The following is a 23,805-nucleotide window of genomic DNA, read 5'->3' as shown; positions in this document are numbered from 1 at the left end:
AAGTTTATTTTCTAAGGGAACTGGTGTTGCCAACTGAGCCAGTTGGATTCAAGTGGAAGTTGTGCAGTCGGTTTGGATGGGATTCGATGGACTCAATTAAGCGGAACCAGTTTCATAGTCTACTACTTAGAAATTCTCAAAAACAGTAGGGTTTTTAGTTTGATATGGCTTGAGAGCGAATGGATTTGAAAGTTTTATCGTGTAGTTGCCATTTGGGGTGCTTACCTATTTTCTACTTTCACTCCATCCCATTCATCGGCCATCGATAATCTCAACCACCCATCATTTCATAATCCTCAACCTGTGAATATTAGGTTATAGATGAACCCTGTCAGACAACTTATTGTTAGCTGGTTGTTAACTTGTTGTTGTTCGTTCGATGGTAGCGAGATTGTCGAACTCCGTTCGATCGATTGATTTAAATCGCGGGGGGTTCTCCAGATCTCAATCTCAAGGCTTTGCTAAAGCTAGAGACTACAACCGAATTGTTTGGGTTCCCAAAGGAGGTGCTAAAAATGCGACCTGCGTTGATAGACCAAGGCTTGTTTGGGTTTGTTCCCCACTCAAAAGATTTTTTTTAGAAATTTGTTGGCAAGTTACCCGATCGCCTATCCGGCTCGCCCGTCGGTATCTTCTGTGCAGGCGATCGCGGTTCAATTCTACCTTAACGTAGGTTTCAGGCGCTCTATTTCGTGGTTTCGCCCCTCGGGCAGCCTGGGTATTTCAACTCTATACTCAACAAAAAAATGACCGATCGCCCCGGCGATCGCGCCTTCATTTTTATTAACTGAGGAATTATCTTTTAAGGAAAAGTAAAATTGAAATTCCGTAATTCTTCGGGGAATGTTTCGGAAATTACTCAAGTTTTTTGAATTTTAAAAAAATCCTTAAAATCTGCTTTTCTGACTTTTGATAAATTGACAAATTTGGCAACCGTAGAAACACTGAAGTTTGGAAAAATGGAACATGGCGATCGCGAAAAAATGGCATGGAGAGATCGGCTTTTCGATCGCGCCATCCGGTCATCTCCTGTTTCCCCTAGGCTCGCACTGGGTCTGGCACGGGGCAGGTCGAGAGAGTGTCCGACCCCCTATAGGGCAGAATACCCAAATTCGCCGACAAGTTTAAACCCGTCGCCAAAAAATAAGGCGACCCCGGAAAGGAGATCGCCCATTGCCCGTCAACAGAGCCGTTAAATCGCAAAATAACGCTCAATACGAGCAGATCGAAGCCGCTCGGCGGGGGCGATCGGCAATTTCACCGAAAAACAGCGTAAATTTACCGATCGCCCCCCTCAACCCCCTATTTCCAATCCTCCCAAGAATTATTGAAAATCGAAGTTTCCGGGAACGCCGTCGGATTCCCCTGACGGTTCAACCGCCCTTGCAAAACCTCCAAGTCCGGTTCCTTATAGGGCAAGTCATCCACCAACTCGTAAGGCAATAAATCCTTTTCCAATAACAAATCTGCCGTAACTCCTGCAGCGACACCGACAGACCATTCAAACGAATGAACCCGATAGGCGGCGGCGGCGATGTGACTGGTGGCAATACTCTTCCCCGCCACCAACAAATTATCGATCTCTTGAGGAATCATCGACCGCAGGGGAATTTGGAACGGATAAGCCGTCCCGGCGCCCCGTCGTTCCCCTTCCCGTTCCGTATTGCCGGGGGCTTCCGGGGGACTCTCCGTCATGCAGGGATGAAAGTCGATCGCGTAGTGGGCAATCCCGACGGAATCGGGGAAAATCGTAGAACGCGATCGCGGCGGTATATTCTCCGTATCTGGTTGTTCCCGAAGGGCCTCCAACGCATTCAATCCGGCGAGGGATTCCCACAAGCGGCGATATTCCTCCGGGAGCAAATTCAAACGATAAAAATCCTCGCTGTAGTCGGCGCGAGAAATATCGATTTCCCAGACGGTAAACCCATTGGGATGACCCCAACCGGGACGACCGATAATCCGGCGACCCTCGCGCATGTAAGGATATTTCGACAAGCCGTGAGCCGTCGCCATCGGCGAGTCCAACCCCGCCAAATAGCGATGATTCGGGTGTTTCTCCTTCACCCCGTCGCCGAGTTGGGAATCCGTCGTCCCTTCCACCAGCCAATAGAAAAACCCTTTGGCGTGTTCTTCTCCCGCCGCCAGGGTTTCGACGCGCAAACCGCCCAACCAGCCGCCGGGTTCGAGTTGTCCGTTGGCTTCGAGTTGGTCGCGGGTGTAGATTAAATTATCCACGGAAGTCCCCGGGCGGTAGTCGTTGCCCCAGGTCCAGTTTTGCATGGAAATATCCCCCGGATTGATGGGGTATTCGCGGACGTTCCCGGGCAGATTTTTAGTATATTTGGCACTCCAGATGCGGCGGTAGGTGTAGACGAGAGTAAAGTTAGCGAGACGTTCGAGTTCGTAGCTGTAGTAGGGGGCGTAGCGATCGTAAAAGGGCGGTTTTTCGTGTTCTTGGGGTTCCTCCGTCGCTTGCATGGCAAACGTATAGGTGAAGCCCTGAGTGCAGTAGGGATCGCCCGTTTCGCTGGCGGAGGAAGGCTCGAAGCGCGATCGCGGGTCGATGCCGAGGCGGTAGGGGATGTCGGCGAGGGCGACGATTTCTCCGGTTTCCGTGGCTTCGATGACGTACCAATCGGCTTGACGGGAACCGCCGTTACTCGCGGGGGTGGGAACGAAGCGGACGATCGTTTTGTCGAACCGCTCCGAATCTTCGTAGCGGTAGGCATCTTCGAGCTTTTGGGAGAGGGTTTCGGTATTGAGCGGCGGCGCCCCTTCCGTAGCCCGATGTTGGATGCCGATGGCGGCGGTAATTTGGCGTCCGTTGCCGCGATCGACGATTTCGAGGTCTTTAATCACCGTGTTCGGATACCATTTAAGCTGACCTTTCCCGCGTTTGGCAGCTTCTTCGAGTTGTTCCATCAACAAATTGTGGCCGTCTTCGGGAAGAAAGCACGATTCGCTCACCCAACACTGACCGGGGTTGAGTTTGCCGTAGTGGTCTTGAATGCGATCGCGAAATTCTAAATACCCGCGCGGGTAAAAGAGTTTCTGCCGTTGGGTGGGGCGTTCGTCGAGGGCCGAGGTCCCTTGAGAGGAAATTTGGCCGCCCACCCAGTCGGTAATCTCGGTCATGCAAACGGTTCGTCCGGCGAGGAGGGCTTCGTAAGCGGTTCCCGATCCGGCCAATCCGCCACCGATAATCAAAATTTCGCACGTTTCTTCGAGATCGGGCGATCGCGGTGGGGTGGCACCGACTCCGGTGGCGAAGGGAGCCAGTTGCACGAGGCTCAAGAGCAAGCTCAATAAGGATCGGCGTTTCGAGATGCGCGGTAAACTTCCGGATGGCAATCGCTGCGGTTGACGCTGGATCATTTCCAAATGTGTTCGTCGGTAAAAAACAATCGATTTTGTTCGGGGATCGCCGAGTTCGCCAAGAACGATGACAAGTCCCCCGTTCTCAATCATCGACTATACGCACCGAATGCGAACCGATCGGGCAAAGAAATCGATCGCGGTTGTCATAAGTGAAACCTATACGTATGGGTCGAAAAGCGACGATCGCGACGGTCGGCCAACCAAAAACCTGTCACACTAGTAGATGAGCAGTCACATGAGCAGTGGCCTGTCAAGTTCCGTCAGCCCCCCCGGCTGAAGCACGCGGGCTTCATGCTTCCAGCTTCAGTAGGGGCGTTTCGCGAAACGCCCCTACCCAGCCTAAGTCTTAACTGACTACGTTTTTAAGGTCATGGCACCTACAAATGCTTTCCAGTTTGGAACCCTGCCGTTAACGGTTAAACAGCCCTAGGAGGGGTAAGGCAGTGCCGTTAGCCCAACAAGCCCTAAAAACATTGGCGAGGAAAACATTACCCGTTTTACGGAGACCTTCAATGTCAAATTTTGTTTTTGTCTTGGACAGAAACAAGCGGCAACTTGACCCAGTGCATCCGGGAAAAGCTCGGCGACTCCTCTGTACAGGAAAGGCTGCCGTATTTCGCCGTTATCCGTTCACCATCATTCTCAAAGAAGCCTACCCAGACATACCCGTGCGGGACCTGGAACTTAAACTCGATCCGGGTTCTCAGGTCACAGGAATTGCGATCGTACAGGGCACGAAGGTAATCTTCGGGGCTGAGATCGAACACCGAGGTCAACAAATCAAAGATGCAGCAGCCGTCAATTCAACCCGATGGGCGTTGTTCAATGCTCTGAAACAAACAGGCTTGCCTGTGGCGACAGGTACGGGGGGACAAACCAAGTTCAATCGGACGCGATTAGACCTACCCAAAACGCACTGGCTAGATGCTGCAAGGGTTGGGAAAATTGATTCACTTAAAGTCTTGACCACCAAACCGTTGTTAATTTCAGCAAAAGGACATGGTACTCGATAGATGTGCGGGACGGATAAATATGGGTTTCCTACTCGTCATCCCCCCTTTAGTTCCCCCCTTAATAAGGGGGGTTAGGGGGGATTCATAAAAGATTTCAGACTGGCGATCTCGTTACTGCCACGGTCACAAAAGGCAAGAAAATAGGGTCTTATGTTGGGCGAGTTCTCTGTCGCGCATCAGGCCACTTTGATATTGTGACTCGATTGGGTCGGGTATCTGGAATTAGCCACAGGTATTGCCAACCCATTCACAAAAGGGATGGTTATGCTTATGCGTTCGCTCATACCATAGGCGGCTAAAGTCGCCATTCGTTTTTCCTCCCTGCGCTAAAGTGACAGGGCTTCCAAATGTATTGAAGATTTTCCGTGAGGGTGCTATTGCGATCGCCGCTTGCGATTGCAATACTTTCTACCAAGCTCCCAAACTCTCCCGATCTAACCCTAACCCAAGCTTCAAGCGAAAGAGGACTTCACGGTATCGTGCAATTTCCATCTCAACCTTCCCCCCGACCTTCGAGCAACTCTCCCGACCCGCAATCGGTTCCATCTTGCTCGCGCGATTGTTGCGCCGACGCGGAGGATCTGTTTGCGAGTTTGCTGGTCAATTTGCCGGGGGCCTTTTACCGTCGTGCGGCAGGATCCGGCTGGCCCGTGCAGTATATCAGCGAGGGCATCGAAGCGATTTCCGGCTATCCGCGATCGGCGTTTACGGGCGATCGCCCCCGCACTCTGTGCAGTCTGATTCACCCCGAGGATCGCGGGCGCGTCCGGGGGGCGATCGAAGGGGCGATCGCCGCCCAAACCTCGTTTGACGTCAAATATCGCCTGATCCGTGTCGATGGCGCTACCCGTTGGGTTCGCGAACGCGGTCGCCCAATTTTTGACAGCCAACAAACCCCCTGCTACCTCGACGGGGCGATTTTGGATATTGGCGAAACCCAAGCGGCGCGCGAAGTCCAACGCGAAAGCGAGGAAACTTGCCGTCTGCTGGTCGAACATATTAAAGATTACGCCCTCGTGCGTCTCGATCGCCGGGGTCGGGTCGTCAGTTGGAATCTCGGCGCCCAAAATATTCTCGGCTACCAACCGGAAGAAATTTTCGGGCGGCACTTCAGTTGTTTCTACCCTCCCGCCGAGGTCACCCCCGATCGCGCCAACCAGAAACTCGACCGTTGCGCCACTGACGGACGTCTGGAAGAACGAGGCTGGCAAGTTCGCAAAGATGGCTCTCGTTTTTGGGCGGAAGTCAGTTTTTCCCCGTTATTCGACGCGGCGGGCCAACTGTGCGGTTTTTGCCAAGTCACTTGCGATCGCACGGAACGCAAAACCAGCGAAGACGCTTTGCACAAGGCTCACGCGGATATGGTCAACTTGCTCGACAATCTCAACGAAGCCTTTTTTAGTTTGGATTGGCAATTGCGCTTTACCTACATCAACAACCCGGCGGAATTGCTGCTGGAGCGATCGCGCCAAACTTTATTGGGCCAGCCGATTTCCGTGGTCTTTCTCGATCGCGTCGAATCCTTCGCCACTCAACTCCAAGCTTGCTTGGTCGAACACGTCCCGGTCACTTTCGAGACCCGAGATCGGTTTGCGGATCGCTGGTGGGAGGTGCGGGCTTATCCCTCGGCATCGGGAATTTCGGTGTTTTTAAGCGATATCGGGGAGCGCAAAGCGGCGATCGACGCCCTCAAACACAGTGAAGAACTCTATCGCACCCTCGCTCGCAATTTCCCCAACGGGAGTGTCGCGTTATTCGATCGCGACCTGCACTATACCCTCGCCGAAGGTACCGAACTCGAACATTTCGGCAGGTCCGGCGATCGCTTTGTCGGATCGAGCCTCGATCGCGTCTGGCCCGCTTCCGTCGCCGAAATCCTCCACCCCCTGTACCGCAAAGCTCTCGACGGCGAACCGACGGAAATCGAGATCGCCGACGGCGATCGTGTCTACGCCATGCAAATCTTACCCGTCAAAAATGAGAGTGGCGAAATTTTTGCCGGAATGGCGGTGACTCAAAATATCACCGATCGCAAACAAGCTGAAGAGGAAAACCGCCGCCTGATCGAATCCCTCCAAAAAAGCGAAGCCCAAATGCGATCGATGGCGTCGTTACTCGCCGAAGCCGAAAAACTCGCCCACGTCGGCTGTTGGGAATTCGACCTCGAAACTGCAACCATGGCCTGGTCTGACGAAATTTACCGCATTTTCGACCTCACCCCCAGCCCGGAAACGCTGACTTACGAGGATTATTTACAGCAAATCCATCCCGACGATCGCGAGATGACCCAGCAGTTGCTCGACCGCGCGATCGCCGAATGCGAACCCTACGAATTCGACCAACGCCTCCTTACTGCTGACGGTTCGGTTAAATACCTCGCCGCCAAAGGCGAACCGATCCTCGACGAAAACGGTCGCGTCGTCAAACTGATCGGCAGCATTCTCGACATCACCGAACGCCAAAAAGCTCAAGAAGCGTTACAACAATCGGAAGCCGAACTCGAAAAACGCGCCCGGGAACTCGAACAAACCCTCAACGAACTGCGACGCACTCAAACTCAACTGATTCAAACCGAACGCATGTCCGGTTTGGGCCAGATGGTCGCCGGAATTGCCCACGAAATTAACAATCCCGTCAGTTTTGTCTACGGCAATATCGTTCACGCCAATTCTTATATCGAAGATATCTTTTATTTACTCGAACTCTACCGCCAGCACTATCCCCAACCCGTCCCGGAAATTGAAGAAGAAATTCAAGCGGTGGACCTCGAATTCGTCCGCGAAGACTTGCCCAAATTGGTGCGATCGATGCGCGTCGGCGCCGAACGCATTCGCGAAATCGTGCGCGGTTTACGCAATTTCTCCCGCTTGGACGAGGCGGACATGAAAGCGGTGGACATTCACGAGGGGATCGACAGTACTTTGTTGATTCTGCAAAGCCGCTTGAAAGGCATCGGTCGCACCACCGAGGAGAGCGAGACGCCTTTTGTCGAAGTCGTGCGCGATTACGGCGATTTGCCCCCGGTGGATTGTTATGCCAGCGAACTCAATCAGGTCTTTCTCAATTTACTCAATAACGCGATCGACGCCCTCGAACGCCAGCAACCGCCGCGTCAACTTCGCATCCGAACCTCGCGGGTCGATCCGGAGACGGACGACTTACCGGACGGATCGACTTCGGATTGGGTGGAAATTCGGATTGCCGATAATGGGGTGGGGATTCCTCCAGAGCTTCGCTCTCGTATTTTCGATCCCTTTTTCACGACTAAACCCGTCGGTAGCGGTACGGGTTTGGGTTTGTCGATCGGCTATCAGATTGTGGTCGAAAAGCACGGAGGTCAATTGATTTGTACGTCTGAGGTCGGCGAAGGCAGCGAGTTTATTGTTCGTTTACCCGTCCGTCAGGATTACGACGAGCCCGCTTTATTTGAAGATTAATCGGCCAGTGGAGGATCGATTCCGATTCGAGTCGCTTGACGATCCGCAGGATAAACCAGCAGATCAGGGCACTGGTAAGGGCGATTTTCCACAAGCCGCAGCCGATCGCCGTTCCCAGGGCGGCGGAGACCCAAATGGCGGCGGCGGAGGTCAAACCGCGCACTTTGCGATCGCGCAAGATCGTTCCGGCCCCAATAAAACCGACTCCGGAAATAATTCCACTCATGACTCGGGAGAGGGTTTCGGGATTTTGAACGGCTAAACCCAGTTGGATCGGCAGTAAGACGAATAAGCTGGAACCGAAACAGACGAGCATGTGGGTTCTCAGTCCGGCAGGTTTATTTTTGATTTCTCGTTCGCCGCCAATGAGAATACCGACAATCAGGGCCAGTCCCAATCGCAGGTAAAGGGATGGAGCATCAATGGGTTCGAGGGAGTAAAGCTCGGGCAATTTGTATCCTAGATCACATTCATGTCTTTAAATCCCAGTCTAGCGGCTTTGGGGAAGATCGCCTCCGCCTTTCCAGGGAAACCGAGTAGAATGTAACAATAGTTACCAATATTTAGGGTGAAGTTCTGCTAAATATGTCTTTTGATAGATGAATGCGCGGCGGATTATATACAAAAATAAACCGTCCCCAATGTTTGGTCTGCTCCTCGTGTCCTCACCCACTCGACCGCTATCTCCCCCGCAAAACTCGGAAATTCTCTGCTATTACGTCAATCCGAGCGATCGCCTTCAAGTGCTTCGCAGTGGTTCGGAGCGACGATGGCATTTCAAACGGATCGTTTTCCCCGGCGAGCGCCTGTTTTTTAAAGCACCTTCGGGGGCTAGCGTTCGGATCGATCGCGGCCAAAATCAAACGGAAGTGTTAGGGTGCGATCGCCTCGAAGTTGGAGAACGGTAAATAATACTCATCTCTGGATTTAATCTATAGGCGATCCCTCGATCTCACATAAAGCTGTGGGCTTGAGTTCCGTTTGCTAGAACCGAGAGCCACAAGTTCGCACTCAGACGATGATTAATCATCCAGAGAAGTGACAAAATCTACAAAATGCCGCGATCGCCTTGACTATACTTGTTTCTCTTCAAAAGTCACAAAAGCGATCGAAATCGCGATCGACAACAAAAACAGATCCCCGACCCCCATCGATTAGAGTCTTCCTGTCTACGATACGCCCGAAGCCCCAGATCGGATCGGCACCGAATCCACAACGGTCTCTTGTCATCGCTGGAGCGGGTTTGTGCTACAAATAATTCTATCAGCTAACCACTGACCAGATTGAGAGTGAACGTCAGGCTTGGCCGAGACCTCCAAATTCTGGGAACGGGATCGAACTTTGACCACCGGAGTTAGGCAGTTCCACCCAGAAACACCGAGCGACGGTCGGTGGTTGTGGGTGGGTACGAGGTAAGTAGACACCGATCGCCTGTTGGAGGAAACTAGTCGTGGACGCCGATAAAAATCAACAGATTCTAGGGTATTTCATCGAAGAAGCCAAAGAACACCTAGAAACCTTAGAACGGGGGTTGCTCGATCTCAAAACGACCCTCCAAGACCCGGAACAAGTCAACGAACTGTTTCGCGCCGCTCACTCCGTTAAAGGGGGAGCGGCCATGTTAGGATTTAGCAGCATTCAGAAAACAGCCCACCGCCTCGAAGACAGTTTTAAAGTTCTCAAAGAACAACCCGTCGCCGTGGATCAAAAACTCGAATCCCTGTTTCTGAAAGGCTTTGACACCCTACAAGAATTACTAGAAAGCCTGCAAGGGCCATTCGGTCTGCGAGAAGACGAAGCCGATAAAGTCGTCCAAAAGTCGGATCCGGTTTTTCAAGAACTACAAAATTATCTCAACAGCTTAGTCGGTGGGGGCGCCCCGGGAGGCGGGGGCGACGGTGAGGCAGCATCGGGAAAAATGTCAGAAGATGCGGCCTTGGCGGCGATCGCCCTGTTGCGGCAAATGCTCGATTTATTCAGACAAGCAGAAGACGAGAACAACCGCCAGCGTCTGAGAACCTTTTGCAATCAACTTGCCGAAATGCATTCCGATTTAGAGGGGTGGCAGCAGTTAATCGCGATGGCGGACGCGGCGATCGCCCGCAGCGAAAATAACTACAAAACCTTAGCCCCGGTCGTGATTAAAGAAATCAAACAAGCCACCGATTTAATCGCCTTGGACAAAACCGATCTGGTCGGTCCGAGTCCAGTGTTACTCGATTTAGCGGGAAAATCGGTCAACCCCGGGGTCAACCTCGCCGAAAATCAAGCGATTATCGACCTCGAACCGAAAGCGGCGGCAAAAATCTTATTAAAAAATTTAAACAAACAGCAAGTGACCACCTTGGTCAAACTGCTCGTCAAAGCGGTGCAATCGAGTTAAAACCATCGGGAAATCGAGCGTTCGCGGGAGGGGAGTCAACGGGCGATCGTTCCGGGAAAGAACACTTTTCCCGGTAAAAACGGTCTAGATCTTGGCGATCGCCGCGCTTCGTGGGATGAGCTGGGGTAATCTGACAAGAACGGCCAAAATACATCCCCTCGGCTCCGATTTGATGCCATCCCATCGATTGTCCCGTTATTTTTGCATAACTTATGCCTAAATTCCCCTTTTTTGGCGGTTCCAAACCGAATAATCCGGTCAACCCGCCCAATACGAGCGGTAGTGGCTTGGGAACCTTTGGTGGCGTCTATACTCCGTCAATTTTGACGATTTTAGGCGTGATCATGTATCTGAGATTTGGCTGGGTCGTCGGCAATGTCGGCTTGATCGGCACGCTGATTATCGTCAGTCTCTCAACCTCGATCACCTTTTTAACCTCCCTGTCTGTCTCGGCGATCGCCACCGATCGCGTCGTGCGGACTGGAGGCGCCTACTACATGATCAGTCGCTCTCTGGGCATCGAAACCGGGGGCGCCGTCGGTATTCCCCTCTACTTCGCCCAAGCCCTCTCCGTCGCCCTCTACACCATCGGTTTTGCGGAAAGTATCGTCGAATCCTTTCCCGAATCGGACCTCAAATCGATTCAACGCCTCATTGCCTTAGTCACCACCGTCGCCGTCGCCTTCTTGGCCCTCAAATCCGCCCGCACGGCCATTCGCGCCCAATACTTCATCATGGCGGCGATCGTCTTATCCCTGATTTCCTTCGCCTTCGGCCATCCCCTAGAAAACACCACGATCGAGATGTGGGGGGCCAAACCGGAAAATTCCGAGGATTTTTGGGTAGTTTTTGCCGTATTTTTCCCGGCAGTAACCGGAATTATGGCGGGAGTGAGCATGTCCGGGGACTTACGCGATCCGGCGCGATCGATTCCCATCGGCACCCTCGCCGCCGTCGGGACCGGATATGTCATCTATATGGGACTGCCGATTTTACTCGCCACGCGCGCCGACGCGATCACCTTGATTGAAAATCCTCTGATCATGAAACAGATGGCGTTCTGGGGTCCGGCGATTTCCTTGGGAGTTTGGGGCGCCACCCTATCGAGCGCCCTCGGCAGTATTCTCGGGGCGCCTCGGGTCATGCAAGCCCTTGCCCGCGACGGTATTTTACCGGGGTGGCTGCGGGTTCTCGGAACGGGTAAAGGCGCCGACGACGAGCCGTTTTACGCGACCTTAGTCACGTTGGGCATTGCAGTGGCGGCGGTCGCCGTCGGCGATCTCAATATCATCGCCCCAGTGCTGACCATGTTCTTTTTAACCACTTATTTGGTGTTGAACGTGGCGGCGGCGATCGAGGGATTTTTGCAAAGTCCGTCATTTCGTCCGGCGTTCCGGGTTCACTGGGTCTTGTCCCTGTTCGGTGCGATCGGTTGTATGGGCGTCATGCTGCTTATCGATCCGATCGCCACCGTCATCGCCGCTTCGATCGTCCTCGGCGTCTATCTCTGGTTGGAACGGCGCGAACTCGAAAGCGCTTGGGGAGATGTCCGACGCGGCTTGTGGATGGAAGTCGTTCGCACCGGGTTATTCAACCTCAGTCCGGTTCCCGATACCAAAAACTGGCGCCCTCACTTGCTCGTCCTCTCCGGCGCCCCCACCCGGCGCTGGGTGTTGGTCGAACTGGCCATGGCCCTGACCCACAACCGAGGCATGGTGACCGTTTCTAGCGTGCTGCCCACGGGGGCCCGCGATGCCGCCCAACAGGCGGAATTGGAAACGACTATTCGCGAATATCTCGAACGTCGCGGCGTACAAGCCCTCGTGCGCGTGATTACGGCGCCCGATCCGTTTGTGGGCGCCCGACGGCTGATCGAAACTTACGGTCTCGGACCGCTCGTTCCCAATACGATTTTATTGGGGGATAGCGAGGAACCGTCCCGGCGCGATCGCTACTGCGAGACCATCGCCACCATCCACCAAGCCAAACGCAATGTGGTTATCTTACGGGAAAATGTCGAGCGCGGTTTCGGTCGTCGCCGTCGGATCGATGTCTGGTGGGGCGGTTTGCAAGCCAACGGCGGTTTAATGCTGATTTTGGCCTATTTGGTTCGTACCAGTGCCGAATGGCGCAACGCCCAAGTTCACCTCAAATTGGTCGTTCCCAACGCATCTGCCGCCCGCGATGCGGAACCGAACCTCAAGGCTTTAGTCGCCCAACTGCGGATCGGCGCCATCCCGCAAGTTATCGTCGCCGACGGCAAACCGTTTAACGAGATCTTGCACGAATCTTCGGCGAGTGCGGATTTAGTCTTTCTCGGCATGGCTTCCCCCGGGGAGCAGTTCACGGAATATTACGAAAATCTGCAAGCAAAAACCTCCGGCTTGCCGACGACGATTTTCGTGTTGGCCGCCCCAGACTTCGCTTTTGAGGAGGTTCTCACGGAGGGGACGACTTAAAATTTGGCAAAATTCCGCCGTCGGTGCAAGTTAAATCTGGCACGTTTTACACAAAATTTTGGGATGGGATATCCCATCCCCTGCCGGGTCACCGTTCACGCGAATGCAGACGAGCCGAAATCCGGGGGGATATCCTGAAGGCGACCGGGGCCGACGGCTTGCAAGGCATCTTTTAGAGAGAGATCCCCGGTATAGAGGGCGCGACCGACGATCGCCCCGCTCACGCCTCGGGTTTCGAGGGCGAGCAAACTGAGTAAATCGCCGACGGAACTGACCCCACCGGAGGCAATAATCGGAATTTCGATCGCCTCGGCAAGTTCTTTTAAGGCGTCGAGATTCGGACCGCTTAAAGTACCGTCGCGATGGATATCGGTATAGATAATCGCCGCAACGCCCAAGGCGGCCATATCCTGGGCCAAGGTCGGGGCGAGAATTTCGGAGGTTTCCAACCAGCCTCGGGTGGCGACGCGACCGTTACGGGCGTCGATTCCGACGACGATGCGATCGCGGAATTCCCGACAGAGTTCGCCGACTAATTCGGGTTGTTCCACCGCGACGGTACCGAGAATGGCGTAGCGAACGCCGAGGTCGAACAAGCGGGCGACGGCGCTGCGATCGCGCAATCCACCCCCCACTTGGACGGGAACGGAAACGGTTTGGGCGATCGCCTCAATTGCCCCTAAATTCTTCGATTTCCCGGCTTTAGCTCCGTCGAGATCGACCAGGTGCAAGCGGGTTGCCCCTTGTTCGACCCACTCCCGGGCGACGGCGACGGGATCTTCATTAAAGGTCTGCGATCGCGCGTAATCTCCCTGGTACAGCCGCACGCAGCGACCTTCTAATAAATCGATAGCGGGAATGACATCCATAGAATTTGAGATTTGAGATGTTAGATTTCAGATTTTATAAATTTGAGCTTCAATCGTCATTTTTATTGAAATCGGGTTCGTGTTTTCTGTTGTTTAACCTTCGCGATCGTCTGCCACGCCGGACGGGCGATCGCCCTTTGGTTTGCTATTGTTAGCATCCTGTTATCATACAAGCATCTCTGGCACTCGCTCAAATGCCCGAGAAAACTACCGTCGCGGACGAACTAACCGCCGAATTTACTCCCCGTATTCCCAGGCAAACCTTGCAAAAAATTAGCAACTCCTATGTGTGCAAGAGGCATTGACGTTTCCGACTGGCAAGATCCAGTCAACTGGTACAGTGTCGCTCAATCCGGTATGGCTTTTGCATTTACCAAAGCTACCGAAGGTGCTACATTCGTCGCCGATACCTTCCGAAGCAACTGGAATGCGATCCAATCCGTCGGTTTGGCACGCGGCGCCTATCACTTCTACCGCGCCAAACAAGACCCCGGCGCTCAAGCCGATTTATTCTTATCCACCGTCCCCTTAGGCCCGGACGATCTGCCCCCCGTCCTCGATATTGAAGCCACCGACGGTGTTTCCGCCAGTCGCATTCTCGACGGGATCGGCTACTGGCTCGATGTCGTCGAACGGGAAACCAAACGCCGACCGATTATTTATACTTATCCCAGTTTTTGGGAACGGATCGGCAATCCAAAAAGCTTTTCCGATTATCCCCTGTGGATCGCTCACTACGGCACCCAAAATCCTTGGGTTCCCGGGGGTTGGGACGGTTGGACCTTGTGGCAGTACACCGATACGGGAACGGTAAGCGGGATTAGTGGGGGGGTGGATATCAATTGGTTTAACGTGTCCCGAGAAGGGGCGCGCGGTTCCCACGTCCGCTACGTTCAGCAACGGTTGAACGAACGGGGGTTTTATCGCGGTTCCATTGACGGCCATTTTAGTTCGGCGCTCACCCAAGCGGTACTCAGTTTTCAGCGCGCGATGAACTTAACCGCCGATGGGATTGTGGGGATTAATACCTGGACGGCGTTGATGAGTTTGAGAGCGGCGTCTGCCACTCCTTCCCCACCACCGCCGCCACCGAGTCCGCCTCCGGTCTGGTCGCCGCCACCGCCGCCGCCACCGCCGAGAACGCCGACGCCGACGCCGATTATTCAACTGCTCGACGTTTTTCGTTTTTATCAAGGATTCGAGCATCAAACGCGGGCGATCGATTGGTTGCAAGGACAAATTTCTCAAGCGGTTTTGCTGGAGTTTGCCCGTTTGTGGCGCAATCAATCGACGAGCCAACCGAGTTTAATTCGTCTGCTCGACGTTTGCAAATATTATCGCGGTTTGCCTTATCAAGACCAAGCGGTGCGATGGTTGCAAGCACAGTTGAGTGAGGGGGTGTTGCAGGAGTTTGCCCGTCGCTGGCGCAGTCAAAATCCGGATCGGGAGGTGGCGCAAAGTTCGCCGCCGATTAGTTTGATTAATGTGTGCGAATACTATCAAGGGTTTGACGGACAAAAAGCGGCGTTGCAATGGTTGCAAGGTCAAATTCAGAATTCGACCCTCGAAGAGTTTGCCCGTCGTTGGCGCAGTTGAGGGGGTACGGTTGGTGAAGGTCGGCGGTGGCGATCGCGATCGCCGACCGATGCAGAAGGGTTCGAGGGGGTCTGTTATTCGATAGGAATCCTTCTGTTTTTCTTGCCTTGTAAAATTTAATTTAAAATTTAAAATCCAAAATCTAAACTTTAAATTCTCAATAAATTACAACACCAGTTTGGTGCCTTCTCGGGCCAGACAGGCATCGGGATAGGCGGCGCTGACTTGCGCTTCGACATCGGCGAGAAAGTCGTCGCCGTGGGCCGGGTCGTGGTGGAAAATTACCAGTTTTTTCACTCCGGCGGCTTTACAAATTTTGACTGCTTCTTGCCAGGTGGAATGACCCCAACCGACTTTGGAGAATTGAGGGTGATAATATTCTTCGTCGGTGTAAGTGGCGTCGTAGATAAAAACGTCGGCATCGCGGGCCAGGAAGAGAACGTTTTCGTCGAGGCGGTCGGCGTAATGTTCGGTGTCGGTACAGTAAACTGCCGTGCGACCTTGCCAGGTGACGCGATAACCGATCGCCTCGCTAGGATGGTTGAGATGGGCGGTTTCGATTAAAATATCGTCAATTTTGATGCGATCGCCCGGTCGTAAATCGTGAAAGGTCATCTCCGATCGCATTCCCCGCAAGGGAATCGGAAAATTCGGGTGCAGCATCTGATCGGACAGCCGTTGTTTGATGGTAGCGCCGTTGGGGGCGATCGCCCCGTAAATATGGAAGCGATTTCCCGGAATAAATGCGGGAACGAAAAAGGGAAACCCTTGAATATGATCCCAATGAGAATGGCTGAAAAATAGGTGCGCTTCGATCGGCATCTTGGGGAGTAAAGTTTTCCCGAGAACGCGCAAACCCGTTCCGCCGTCAAAAATTAAGAGTTTCCCGCCAACTCGAACCTCGACACAAGATGTATTGCCACCATACTCGACGGTTTCTTTACCGGGAGTGGCAATACTGCCGCGTACTCCCCAAAAGCGGACGAAGAAGTCAGAGGAACGGTTAGTTTCCATACTGGCTGATTCCATCAAAAGGCTGTGAACGAAGGGTTCGATCTGGCTACAATCCCACTGGGGTTTCACCCGGAGCGAGTTGGAGTCCGGCTCCCACGTTAAGATCCCGATAACGGCAGACTTGTTGCAAGCGGTTGCGCTCGTCTACAAAAACCACTGTGGGGGAGTAGGTTTTAGCTTCTTCCGAGGTAAATTGTCCGTAACTCATGATAATCACGCGATCGCCTGCCATTCCCAGCCGTGCTGCCGCACCGTTTAATTCGATACTGCCGGAACCGGAGGGAGCGGCGATCGCGTAAGTCATCAATCTCTGACCGTTAGCGACGTTAACAACCTGCACTTGTTCGTAGGGTAAAATGCCTGCGGCTTCTAGCAAGGCGAGATCGATACTAATACTACCGACATAATCTAAGTTGGCGCGGGTAAGCGTGCAATTATGAATTTTTGCCAAAAGGAGCGTTCGCTGCATGATGCTCGTTAAATAAAGAGTGACCGATCGCGATAGTCCGGACAAACTTTGCTGGCTAAAAGATTGGCCGACAATGAAGTTCTCAATGCTCTAATTCCCAAGAACTTCTACAGTGATTTTAGCGTTTCGATTTTCGATCGGGAAGTCTTGGCGCTTTTACGCGAGCCGCCTCGTTGCAGTAGGATATTCCGTTACATAAGACTTACCCAAAGTTACCCACAAGTGGACATCTTTGGAACCTACTTCCGGCTTCTTTCTGGTAGTGTCGGCACTCACCAGTCCACAGGCTAACACCACCTAACTGGCGGCGATCTCCAAATTAATGGAGGCATTGAAATCCCCCTTTATTGTTTAACTGCTTGAGTTGCTCGTTTCTCCAGTATATCCGACTCCTCCTCCGTCATACCGTTCGCCGTGCAATTAACTTCACTCTCGATGCGATCGCCGAGAACTTGTACTCCCAACCCTCGGAGGTCTCCCCTAGACGCAGTTTTGACTCTCAAGCGCTTGTTGGCTCGTCACTTGGGCAACTGTGTTCGGATATTCCCCCTTGAGATGGGGAAAGAATTTCGACTTGCTGGGAGTGCGAGCATCTGACTCGCGATCTCCGTCCCCCATTTCACTCCCTTTCAATGCGCGACAGCTTAGAAGGTGCGATCGATGGAACATCTATCGATGGAACATCTGGATATCGCCCCCTTTCCCGCCGTTCCCCCGCTTAACGCGAGTGAGGGGGGATTTGGGTTCGAGAAAGGGTGGCGATGGGAATGGAGAAGCTCGGGATTATTTAGCCGCCGCTTTAATGCATTGTTCTACCAACGGCATGACGCTATCAACATCTTTCCAACCGAGAATTTCCGTTTCTTTCTTTTCCAAGTTTTTGTAAGTTCTGAAAAACTCGGAGATTTCGTCAAGACGATGACTGGCAACATCTTTAAGAGATTTGATGTTGGTATAGCGCGGATCGGTGACGGGAACGCACAACAATTTCTCATCGCGATCGCCGCCGTCAATCATCTCTAACATACCGATCGGTCGGGCGGCAATCACGCAGCCGGGAAAGGTGGGCTGGTCCATAATAACCAGACCGTCGAGGGGGTCGCCGTCATCGGCGAGGGTGTTGGGAATAAACCCGTAATCTAAAGGATATTGAACCGACGAATACAAGACGCGATCGAGGGCAAAGGCTTGTAAGTCTTTATCAAATTCGTACTTATTTTTACTGCCCCCAGGGATTTCAATTAAAACGTTAACCGTACCGGGTTTGGGTTGAGCTGGAATCCGCGATAAATCCACTATTATCTCCTTGGCAACAAAAATCTCGGCATGTCGAGTCGGCGATCGCCCCTCCTACGCCGATCTACGATCGCTTTCAAGGTCGTTGGCGATCGCGCGGGCGATCCGTCAGCCATCGTACCAGAAAGCCAGCTCTTACACACTCGATCCGGCTTTTCAATTCGGGTTTTTAATCCCGATCTCGTGGCGGGTCGGTTCTAGGGGGCGATCGCGCTGCCAACTCCCGGGTAAAACTGCCATTAAAATAATGCCGTCGTTCTGTTTCTAGAAGGGTTAACCTCCGAAAAGATCGACGGCATTTTGAATTAAGTTTGCATTGTTATGGCGGCGATCCGAGCGCGGACATCAGCGAACGATCGCCATCGAGATCGTTAAACGAAAGACCGATCTAGGGCGAAGGGCAATCAATAGCGAAACCTACCTATCGGATAATTCCGTTGGGGTAAGGGATTTTGATTGCTCGGAGAATAGTGGGCGATCGCGAAGATCGGTAGGAGTAAAGTCAGCAAAGCAATAAGGGTTCCGACAAATTGAGAGAGTCTATGAGGAGGTTTTTCAGCCGAACTAGCAGACGGACTACCTGATTCCATACCGAATTGTTATAGGTGCGCTTTAAATTCAATCAGCTAAATCACTTTAACTGGGAAGGTTAGGATTAACCCTCTATCCCTAGTATGACCTATTTACGAGTCCAATACTGTCTTACAGCAAACAATCTCAATGTTGCGCCGTGTACCTCGAAGGAGACAAACGGTCAAAGGCTTATCGGAGGGTCGATCGCGGCGATCGCCGCCGAGATCGAATTATACGGAGATCGGCCAGTGGGCTTTCCCAGGGCGCTGCCGATCGCCGCCGTCGCGATCCCGTGGAGATCGGGATACACTTGCTTGTGTTCGGTTTCGAGGACGATGCGGGATCTATGTTGCTGTCCGTGCAGATTGAGAATTTTGCGTTGATCGACCGACTCCAAATCGAATTTGGCAAAGGTCTCAACGTCTTGACCGGGGAAACGGGAGCGGGAAAATCGATTATTCTCGATGCAGTCGATGTGGTTTTGGGGAGTAAAGTACAAGGGCGAGCGATCCGAGCGGGAGCCGATCGCGCCGCGATCGAAGCGACCTTTGAATTAGACCCGCCGACGATCGCCTGGTTGCGCGAACAAGAAATCGATCCGCTCGACGAAAATTTACTGGTCGTCAGTCGAGAACTGGTGGCGACCCGGGGGGGATCGATGCGGAGTCGATCGCGACTGAACGGGATTTTAGTGAATCGCCAACTGATGGAGCGCGTCCGCGAGCGTCTCGTCGAGATTACCGCCCAAGGGCAAACGGTGCAATTGGTACAGGCGGCGCGCCAACGGGACTGGCTCGACAATTTTGGAGGCGAACCCTTACTCGCCCAACGGCAACGGGTCGCGGAAGCCTTTGCGAAAACGTCCCTCGCCTTGCAAGAACTCGAACGGCGGCGTCAGTCGGAACAACAGCGCTTGCAACGGATTGATTTGCTCGAATATCAACTTAAAGAGTTGAGCGAAGCTGATTTGAGCGAAGCGGACGAAGCGGAACGACTCGAACAAGAACGGCAGCGCTTGAGTCACGTGGTGGACTTGCAACAGCAGAGTTATCAAGCATACCAATTTCTTTATCAGAATGATACGGGGGAGCAAGCTGCCGCCGATTTATTGGGAGAAGTGCAATCGATCTTACAAGAAATCGTCGGTTATGATGGGAGCCTACAAGCGATTCTCGACATGGTCGAAGATGCGTTAGCGCAGACGATCGAAGCGGGACGGCAGATGAGTAGTTACAGCGCTAATTTAGAAGCCGATCCCGACCGTCTCGAACAGGTGGAACGGCGGTTGGTGCAGTTGCAGCAAATTTGCCGCAAGTACGGCCCGAGTTTGGGGGAGGCGATCGCCTACGCTCAAAGTATCGAAGCCGAACTCGAACAACTGACCGGAGGCGGGAAGTCGATCGAAGAGTTAGAACAGAATTATCGGGCGTGTCAGGCACAACTGAAGGCGGCGTGCGATCGCCTCACGACCCTGCGGCGACGCGCCGCAAGGGAGTTGGAAACCCGCTTGCTCGAAGAGCTCAAGCCCCTGGCGATGGAAAAAGTACAATTTGAGGTGCAACTGTCCGAAATGCCGCCGAACAGTACCGGAGGCGATCGGGTGGTGTTCGCGATCGGGCCGAATCCCGGCGAACCCTTGCAACCCTTGCACGAAATTGCTTCTGGGGGCGAATTGAGTCGGTTTCTACTGGCGCTCAAAGCCTGTTTTTCCCAAGCAGACGACGCGGTGACGCTGGTGTTTGACGAAATCGATGCGGGGGTGTCCGGACGGGTCGCCGGGGCGATCGCCCAAAAATTACACCAACTCTCTCTCTACCATCAGGTTTTATTCGTCACCCACCAACCGATCGTCGCCGCAATGGCGGATTGTCACTTTCGGGTAGACAAGCAACTGATCGACACGCCGACGTCCTCGGGAGAGGCGATCGATACCGACAGCGCGATCGCCACGGAAACGCGAACCGCCATTCGCGTGACCCCCTTGACCCCCCAGCAACGACGGGAAGAACTCGCCCAACTCGCCGGAGGAGAAGGGGCCGATGCGGCGATCGCCTTCGCCCAATCCTTACTCAACCAAGCGGCAGACTTACGCCAAGACCCCGACAACCGCCGTAAAAATGCAAACGGTTCGGGGGAAGGTTAATCCAAACTCCCCGTAACATTCCCTACTTTGGCGAAAAAATGTTAAAAAGATGAGGATTCTCCAATTAAAAGTAAGCGTTCGTTGGCCGGGATTCGTCAATGCTCAAATCCCAGTCGCTCAATTGAGTCAAGCAGGGTCGAGGCGATCGCCAACTTCTGTGATTTTTCCCAAAACTCCCGGCTATTGTGTGTCAAATTAGTAGAGACAGTCACATCTATTTTTAAACAAGGATGCCAAAATATTTTTATCCCTGCCAAGCGCCTTTATAAAATGAAAATTCCTGTCGGCCCGATTTAGCTTCACCGCTCTCAAAGCGCTCGCCAAACGTAGGGCAATATCGTCCGTCGGATGTCCTATTCTTCTCGACAGAGTACACTGGTGAGTAGTCTTCGATCTGCTCGGCGACGTGCCACGAATCTGCAAGGCTTGCTCCAGGCGATCGCTCGCTCGTCTGAGGAGGCAATCTCATCCCTGGTCTGAAGTAAAGAGTATAGATCTATGACAGCTGCATCTCCGAATCCGCATTCTTGGGACAGCCCTGGTGGTGCCGTCATCGATGTCACCCCCCAAGTGGAAGGCAAGAATGCGAATCCATCATCAGCTCACCAACGTGCATCTGCTTCTGCCAACAGCAGCAGCGCCCTAACGGCAACAAGCGGAACGTTTTCCCAGTTCCTGGCACCGCTTACCCAAGATACCTTCAAACAGGTCGTCACCGACGTCGAGCAGAAACTCGAAGTCGTCAATCAAACCCTGTCGATGCTCGACAACCTGCTCGACTCTCAAGGGTTCGACGCCATTCTCGACGAAATGCTCCACTCGATTACCCTGAAGACCGGGGAACTCTTGGGAGCCGATCGCACGACGATCTTTTTATTAGATGAAGAAAAAAACGAACTGTGGTCGATCGTCGCCAAAGGCGAAGGTGAAGGCTCCTTAGAAATTCGCATTCCTGCAGATAAAGGCATCGCCGGAGAAGCCGCAACCTTTAAAAAAGAAATCAATATCCCCTACGACTTCTTTGACGACCCGCGATCGGGCGCCGCTAAAGAGCAGTATAAAAAAACCGGATATCGCACTTACACGATGCTCTGCTTGCCCCTGCTCAACGAGAAAGGGGATTTAGTAGCCGTCGTCCAACTTCTCAACAAACTTAAAAAAGAATACAACCCCCAAGCCGAACTCTTCGATCGCATCGATCCCAAAGGCTTTACCGACGAAGACGAGCGAGTTTTTGAAGAATTCGCCCCCTCGATTCGCTTAATTCTAGAATCGTCGCGCTCCTTCTACAAAGCCACCCAACGGCAGCGCGCCGCCGCCGCCTTGATGTCGGCGACCCAATCCCTCAGTAAAAGCAGCCTCGACCTCGAAGAAACCCTCAAAAAGGTCATGGACGAGGCCAAACAACTGATGAACGCCGACCGCAGCACCTTGTGGCTGATCGATCGCGACAAAAACGACCTGTGGACTAAAATCCCGATCGGCGACCAACTTAAAGAAATCCGCATCCCGATGGGAGTCGGTTACGCCGGAACCGTCGCCAAAACCGGAGAACCGCTCAATATCCCCTTCGACTTGTACGACCATCCCGGCTCGGAAATGTCGAGAAAAGTGGACCAAACGAGCGGTTATCGAACCTGCAGTTTGCTCTGTATGCCCGTGTACAACGCCGACGGCGACTTGATCGGCGTGACCCAACTGGTTAACAAGAAAAAACAAGGGGACCATCCCGCTTACGACCCGGCAGAATGGCCGAAAGCTCCCGATTGTTGGAAAGCCAGTTTCAACCGCTCCGACCAGGAGTTCATGCAGGCGTTCAATACCCAAGCGGGAGTGGCCCTGCAAAATGCCAAACTTTTCCAAACGGTCAAACAGCAAGAGCAAATGCAACGGGATATCTTGCGCTGTTTGAGCAACGGGGTGATCTCGACGGATAAATCCGGTCACGTGATCGCGGTCAACGAAAGTGCGATGAAACTGTTGGAAATTGACGACAGTACCCAGCTCGAAGGGAAACAGTTGCGCGATCTGATTCACGTCAAAGAAGGGGATTTTGCCAAGTGGTTTGACGCGGCGTTGAAAGGTGAAGACGAAAAGGCCAGACAGCAATATTATCCGGATCAAACCTTAGTTTCCGAAACCTCCGAAGAGCAGCACAGCGTTCATTTGTTCATCAATTCGATCGCCGACGCCACGGACCCGAGCAATGTTTACGGGGCCTTGGTGGTCATGGACGACATCAGCGACGAAAAACGGCTCAAGAGTACGATGTACCGCTATATGACCCAGGAAGTGGCGGAACAGTTGCTCGCCTCCGGAGAAACGGGATTGGGCGGCAAGCGCAAAGAAGTTTCGGTGCTGTTCTCGGATATTCGCAGCTACACCACCCTCACCGAAGGCATGGAAGCGGAAGAAGTGGTGATCATGCTCAACGAGTATTTCGAGTCGATGGTCGATGCGGTCTTCAAGTACAAAGGGACCCTCGACAAGTACATTGGCGATGCGATCATGGCCGTGTTCGGTTCGCCGTTGCCCCTTAAAGATCATGCCTGGTGTGCGGTGCAAACGTCGTTGGAAATGCGCAAGCGGCTGATCGAATTTAACAAGCGCCGTTCGGCGGCGGGCAAGCAGATTATTAGAATCGGGATCGGGATTCACTCGGACGAGGTGGTCAGTGGCAATATCGGATCGAGTAAGCGCATGGAGCTGACTTCGATTGGGGACGGGGTGAACCTCGGTTCGCGTCTGGAAGGAACCAGCAAAATGTACGGTACCGATATCGTGATTAGCGAAGATACGTACAAGCCCTGTGCGGATCTGATTTGGGTTCGCGAACTCGACTGCGTGCGGGTGAAAGGGCGCAACGAACCCGTGAATATTTACGAGGTGGTCGGATTGCGATCGGACCCGATTCCGGATGACAAGCTCGCCTTGTTGGAGCATTACCAAAAAGGACGGGAATGTTATTTGGGGCGGCAGTTTGCCAAGGCGCTGATCGAGTTCGGTCGCGTGATGGAAATCGATCCGAATAATAAAGCGGCCAACATCCACATGGAGCGCTGTCAGAACTTGTTGGAAGCTCCGCCGCCAGAGGATTGGGATGGGGTGGAAACTTTAACCTCGAAGTAGGCGATGGCTTGGGGTCTGGCGGTTGGCTCGGATACTCAGCCCG

16 protein-coding genes and 1 pseudogene are annotated in these 23,805 nt (G+C 53.1%); 8 read left to right on the top strand and 9 right to left on the bottom strand.

The annotated features are described in order from the left end of the window. Window positions 1-1,302: 1,302 nt before the first annotated feature. Window positions 1,303-3,378 carry an FAD-dependent oxidoreductase gene (locus tag HCG48_RS21625; RefSeq protein ID WP_168571023.1) on the bottom strand — a complete coding sequence of 692 codons (2,076 nt, stop codon included), beginning with the start codon at window positions 3,376-3,378 and terminating at the stop codon, window positions 1,303-1,305. A 515-nt stretch (window positions 3,379-3,893) separates the two neighbouring features. Between HCG48_RS21625 and HCG48_RS21620 the strand changes: the two are divergent. Together HCG48_RS21620 and HCG48_RS21615 are read left to right on the top strand one after the other, a co-directional pair. Beyond that, window positions 3,894-4,693 (top strand): annotated as a pseudogene (locus HCG48_RS21620) (RRXRR domain-containing protein). A 180-nt stretch (window positions 4,694-4,873) separates the two neighbouring features. Beyond that, entirely contained in the window at window positions 4,874-7,831 is a 2,958-nt protein-coding gene (locus HCG48_RS21615) for a PAS domain-containing sensor histidine kinase (RefSeq protein WP_168571022.1), read from the top strand. Here the strand turns inward: HCG48_RS21615 and HCG48_RS21610 are convergent. Beyond that, on the bottom strand, window positions 7,773-8,282 hold the full coding sequence (locus HCG48_RS21610; protein ID WP_168571021.1) for an MgtC/SapB family protein: 510 nt from the start codon (window positions 8,280-8,282) through the stop codon (window positions 7,773-7,775). The two genes, HCG48_RS21615 and HCG48_RS21610, sit on opposite strands and share 59 nt — an antisense overlap. A 190-nt stretch (window positions 8,283-8,472) precedes the next feature. On the opposite strand from HCG48_RS21610, the gene HCG48_RS21605 reads away from it, so the two are divergent. Together HCG48_RS21605 and HCG48_RS21600 are read left to right on the top strand one after the other, a co-directional pair. Continuing rightward, complete coding sequence (locus HCG48_RS21605) at window positions 8,473-8,739, top strand: DUF1830 domain-containing protein (protein ID WP_168571020.1); 267 nt, start codon at window positions 8,473-8,475, stop codon at window positions 8,737-8,739. Window positions 8,740-9,281: 542 nt separating this feature from the next. Beyond that, entirely contained in the window at window positions 9,282-10,214 is a 933-nt protein-coding gene (locus tag HCG48_RS21600) for an Hpt domain-containing protein (protein WP_168571019.1), read from the top strand. 35 nt (window positions 10,215-10,249) lie between these two features. On the opposite strand, the gene HCG48_RS21595 is transcribed toward HCG48_RS21600, so the two are convergent. Next, window positions 10,250-10,393 carry a hypothetical protein gene (locus HCG48_RS21595; protein WP_168571018.1) on the bottom strand — a complete coding sequence of 48 codons (144 nt, stop codon included), beginning with the start codon at window positions 10,391-10,393 and terminating at the stop codon, window positions 10,250-10,252. A gap of 33 nt (window positions 10,394-10,426) precedes the next feature. On the opposite strand from HCG48_RS21595, the gene HCG48_RS21590 reads away from it, so the two are divergent. Continuing rightward, window positions 10,427-12,673 (top strand): APC family permease, encoded by a 2,247-nt coding sequence (locus HCG48_RS21590; protein WP_168571017.1) that lies wholly within the window; start codon window positions 10,427-10,429, stop codon window positions 12,671-12,673. Between the two features lie 95 nt (window positions 12,674-12,768). Here HCG48_RS21590 and hisA read toward each other — a convergent pair whose 3' ends face one another. Then, entirely contained in the window at window positions 12,769-13,542 is a 774-nt protein-coding gene (hisA, locus tag HCG48_RS21585; protein ID WP_168571016.1) for a 1-(5-phosphoribosyl)-5-[(5-phosphoribosylamino)methylideneamino]imidazole-4-carboxamide isomerase, read from the bottom strand. A gap of 285 nt (window positions 13,543-13,827) precedes the next feature. Here hisA and HCG48_RS21580 point away from each other — a divergent pair, with 285 nt between their 5' ends. Next, entirely contained in the window at window positions 13,828-15,138 is a 1,311-nt protein-coding gene (locus tag HCG48_RS21580) for a GH25 family lysozyme (protein ID WP_168571015.1), read from the top strand. Window positions 15,139-15,303: 165 nt separating this feature from the next. Here HCG48_RS21580 and HCG48_RS21575 read toward each other — a convergent pair whose 3' ends face one another. The 5 genes from HCG48_RS21575 to HCG48_RS21555 all read right to left on the bottom strand — a co-directional run bounded on the left by HCG48_RS21575 (window position 15,304) and on the right by HCG48_RS21555 (window position 18,887). Continuing rightward, the gene (locus HCG48_RS21575) at window positions 15,304-16,152 is read right to left on the bottom strand and encodes an MBL fold metallo-hydrolase (protein WP_168571014.1); all 849 of its coding nucleotides are present in this window, start codon (window positions 16,150-16,152) and stop codon (window positions 15,304-15,306) included. 46 nt (window positions 16,153-16,198) lie between these two features. Then, on the bottom strand, window positions 16,199-16,621 hold the full coding sequence (gene panD, locus HCG48_RS21570) for an aspartate 1-decarboxylase (protein ID WP_168571013.1): 423 nt from the start codon (window positions 16,619-16,621) through the stop codon (window positions 16,199-16,201). 783 nt (window positions 16,622-17,404) lie between these two features. Continuing rightward, a complete protein-coding gene (locus HCG48_RS21565; protein ID WP_168571012.1) occupies window positions 17,405-17,917 on the bottom strand; it encodes an inorganic diphosphatase in 513 nt (170 codons plus the stop codon). A 404-nt stretch (window positions 17,918-18,321) separates the two neighbouring features. Next, window positions 18,322-18,507: a TLTLP motif-containing protein gene (locus HCG48_RS27095; RefSeq protein WP_168571011.1), complete on the bottom strand. Its 186-nt coding sequence runs from the start codon at window positions 18,505-18,507 to the stop codon at window positions 18,322-18,324. A 164-nt stretch (window positions 18,508-18,671) separates the two neighbouring features. After that, window positions 18,672-18,887 carry a hypothetical protein gene (locus tag HCG48_RS21555; RefSeq protein ID WP_168567324.1) on the bottom strand — a complete coding sequence of 72 codons (216 nt, stop codon included), beginning with the start codon at window positions 18,885-18,887 and terminating at the stop codon, window positions 18,672-18,674. Between HCG48_RS21555 and recN the strand changes: the two genes are divergently transcribed. Together recN and HCG48_RS21545 are read left to right on the top strand one after the other, a co-directional pair. Further along, window positions 18,837-20,633, top strand: a complete 1,797-nt coding sequence (gene recN, locus HCG48_RS21550) for a DNA repair protein RecN (protein WP_168572008.1) — start codon at window positions 18,837-18,839, stop codon at window positions 20,631-20,633. The genes HCG48_RS21555 and recN overlap by 51 nt on opposite strands. Before the next feature lie 498 nt (window positions 20,634-21,131). Next, complete coding sequence (locus HCG48_RS21545) at window positions 21,132-23,762, top strand: adenylate/guanylate cyclase domain-containing protein (RefSeq protein WP_168571010.1); 2,631 nt, start codon at window positions 21,132-21,134, stop codon at window positions 23,760-23,762. The last annotated feature ends 43 nt before the right edge of the window (window positions 23,763-23,805 follow it).

This window comes from Oxynema aestuarii AP17 (assembly GCF_012295525.1).
GTDB classification, from domain to species: domain Bacteria; phylum Cyanobacteriota; class Cyanobacteriia; order Cyanobacteriales; family Laspinemataceae; genus Oxynema; species Oxynema aestuarii.
The sequence above is the reverse complement of the archived record's forward strand: the minus strand, read 5'-3'. Positions and strand labels throughout refer to the sequence as shown.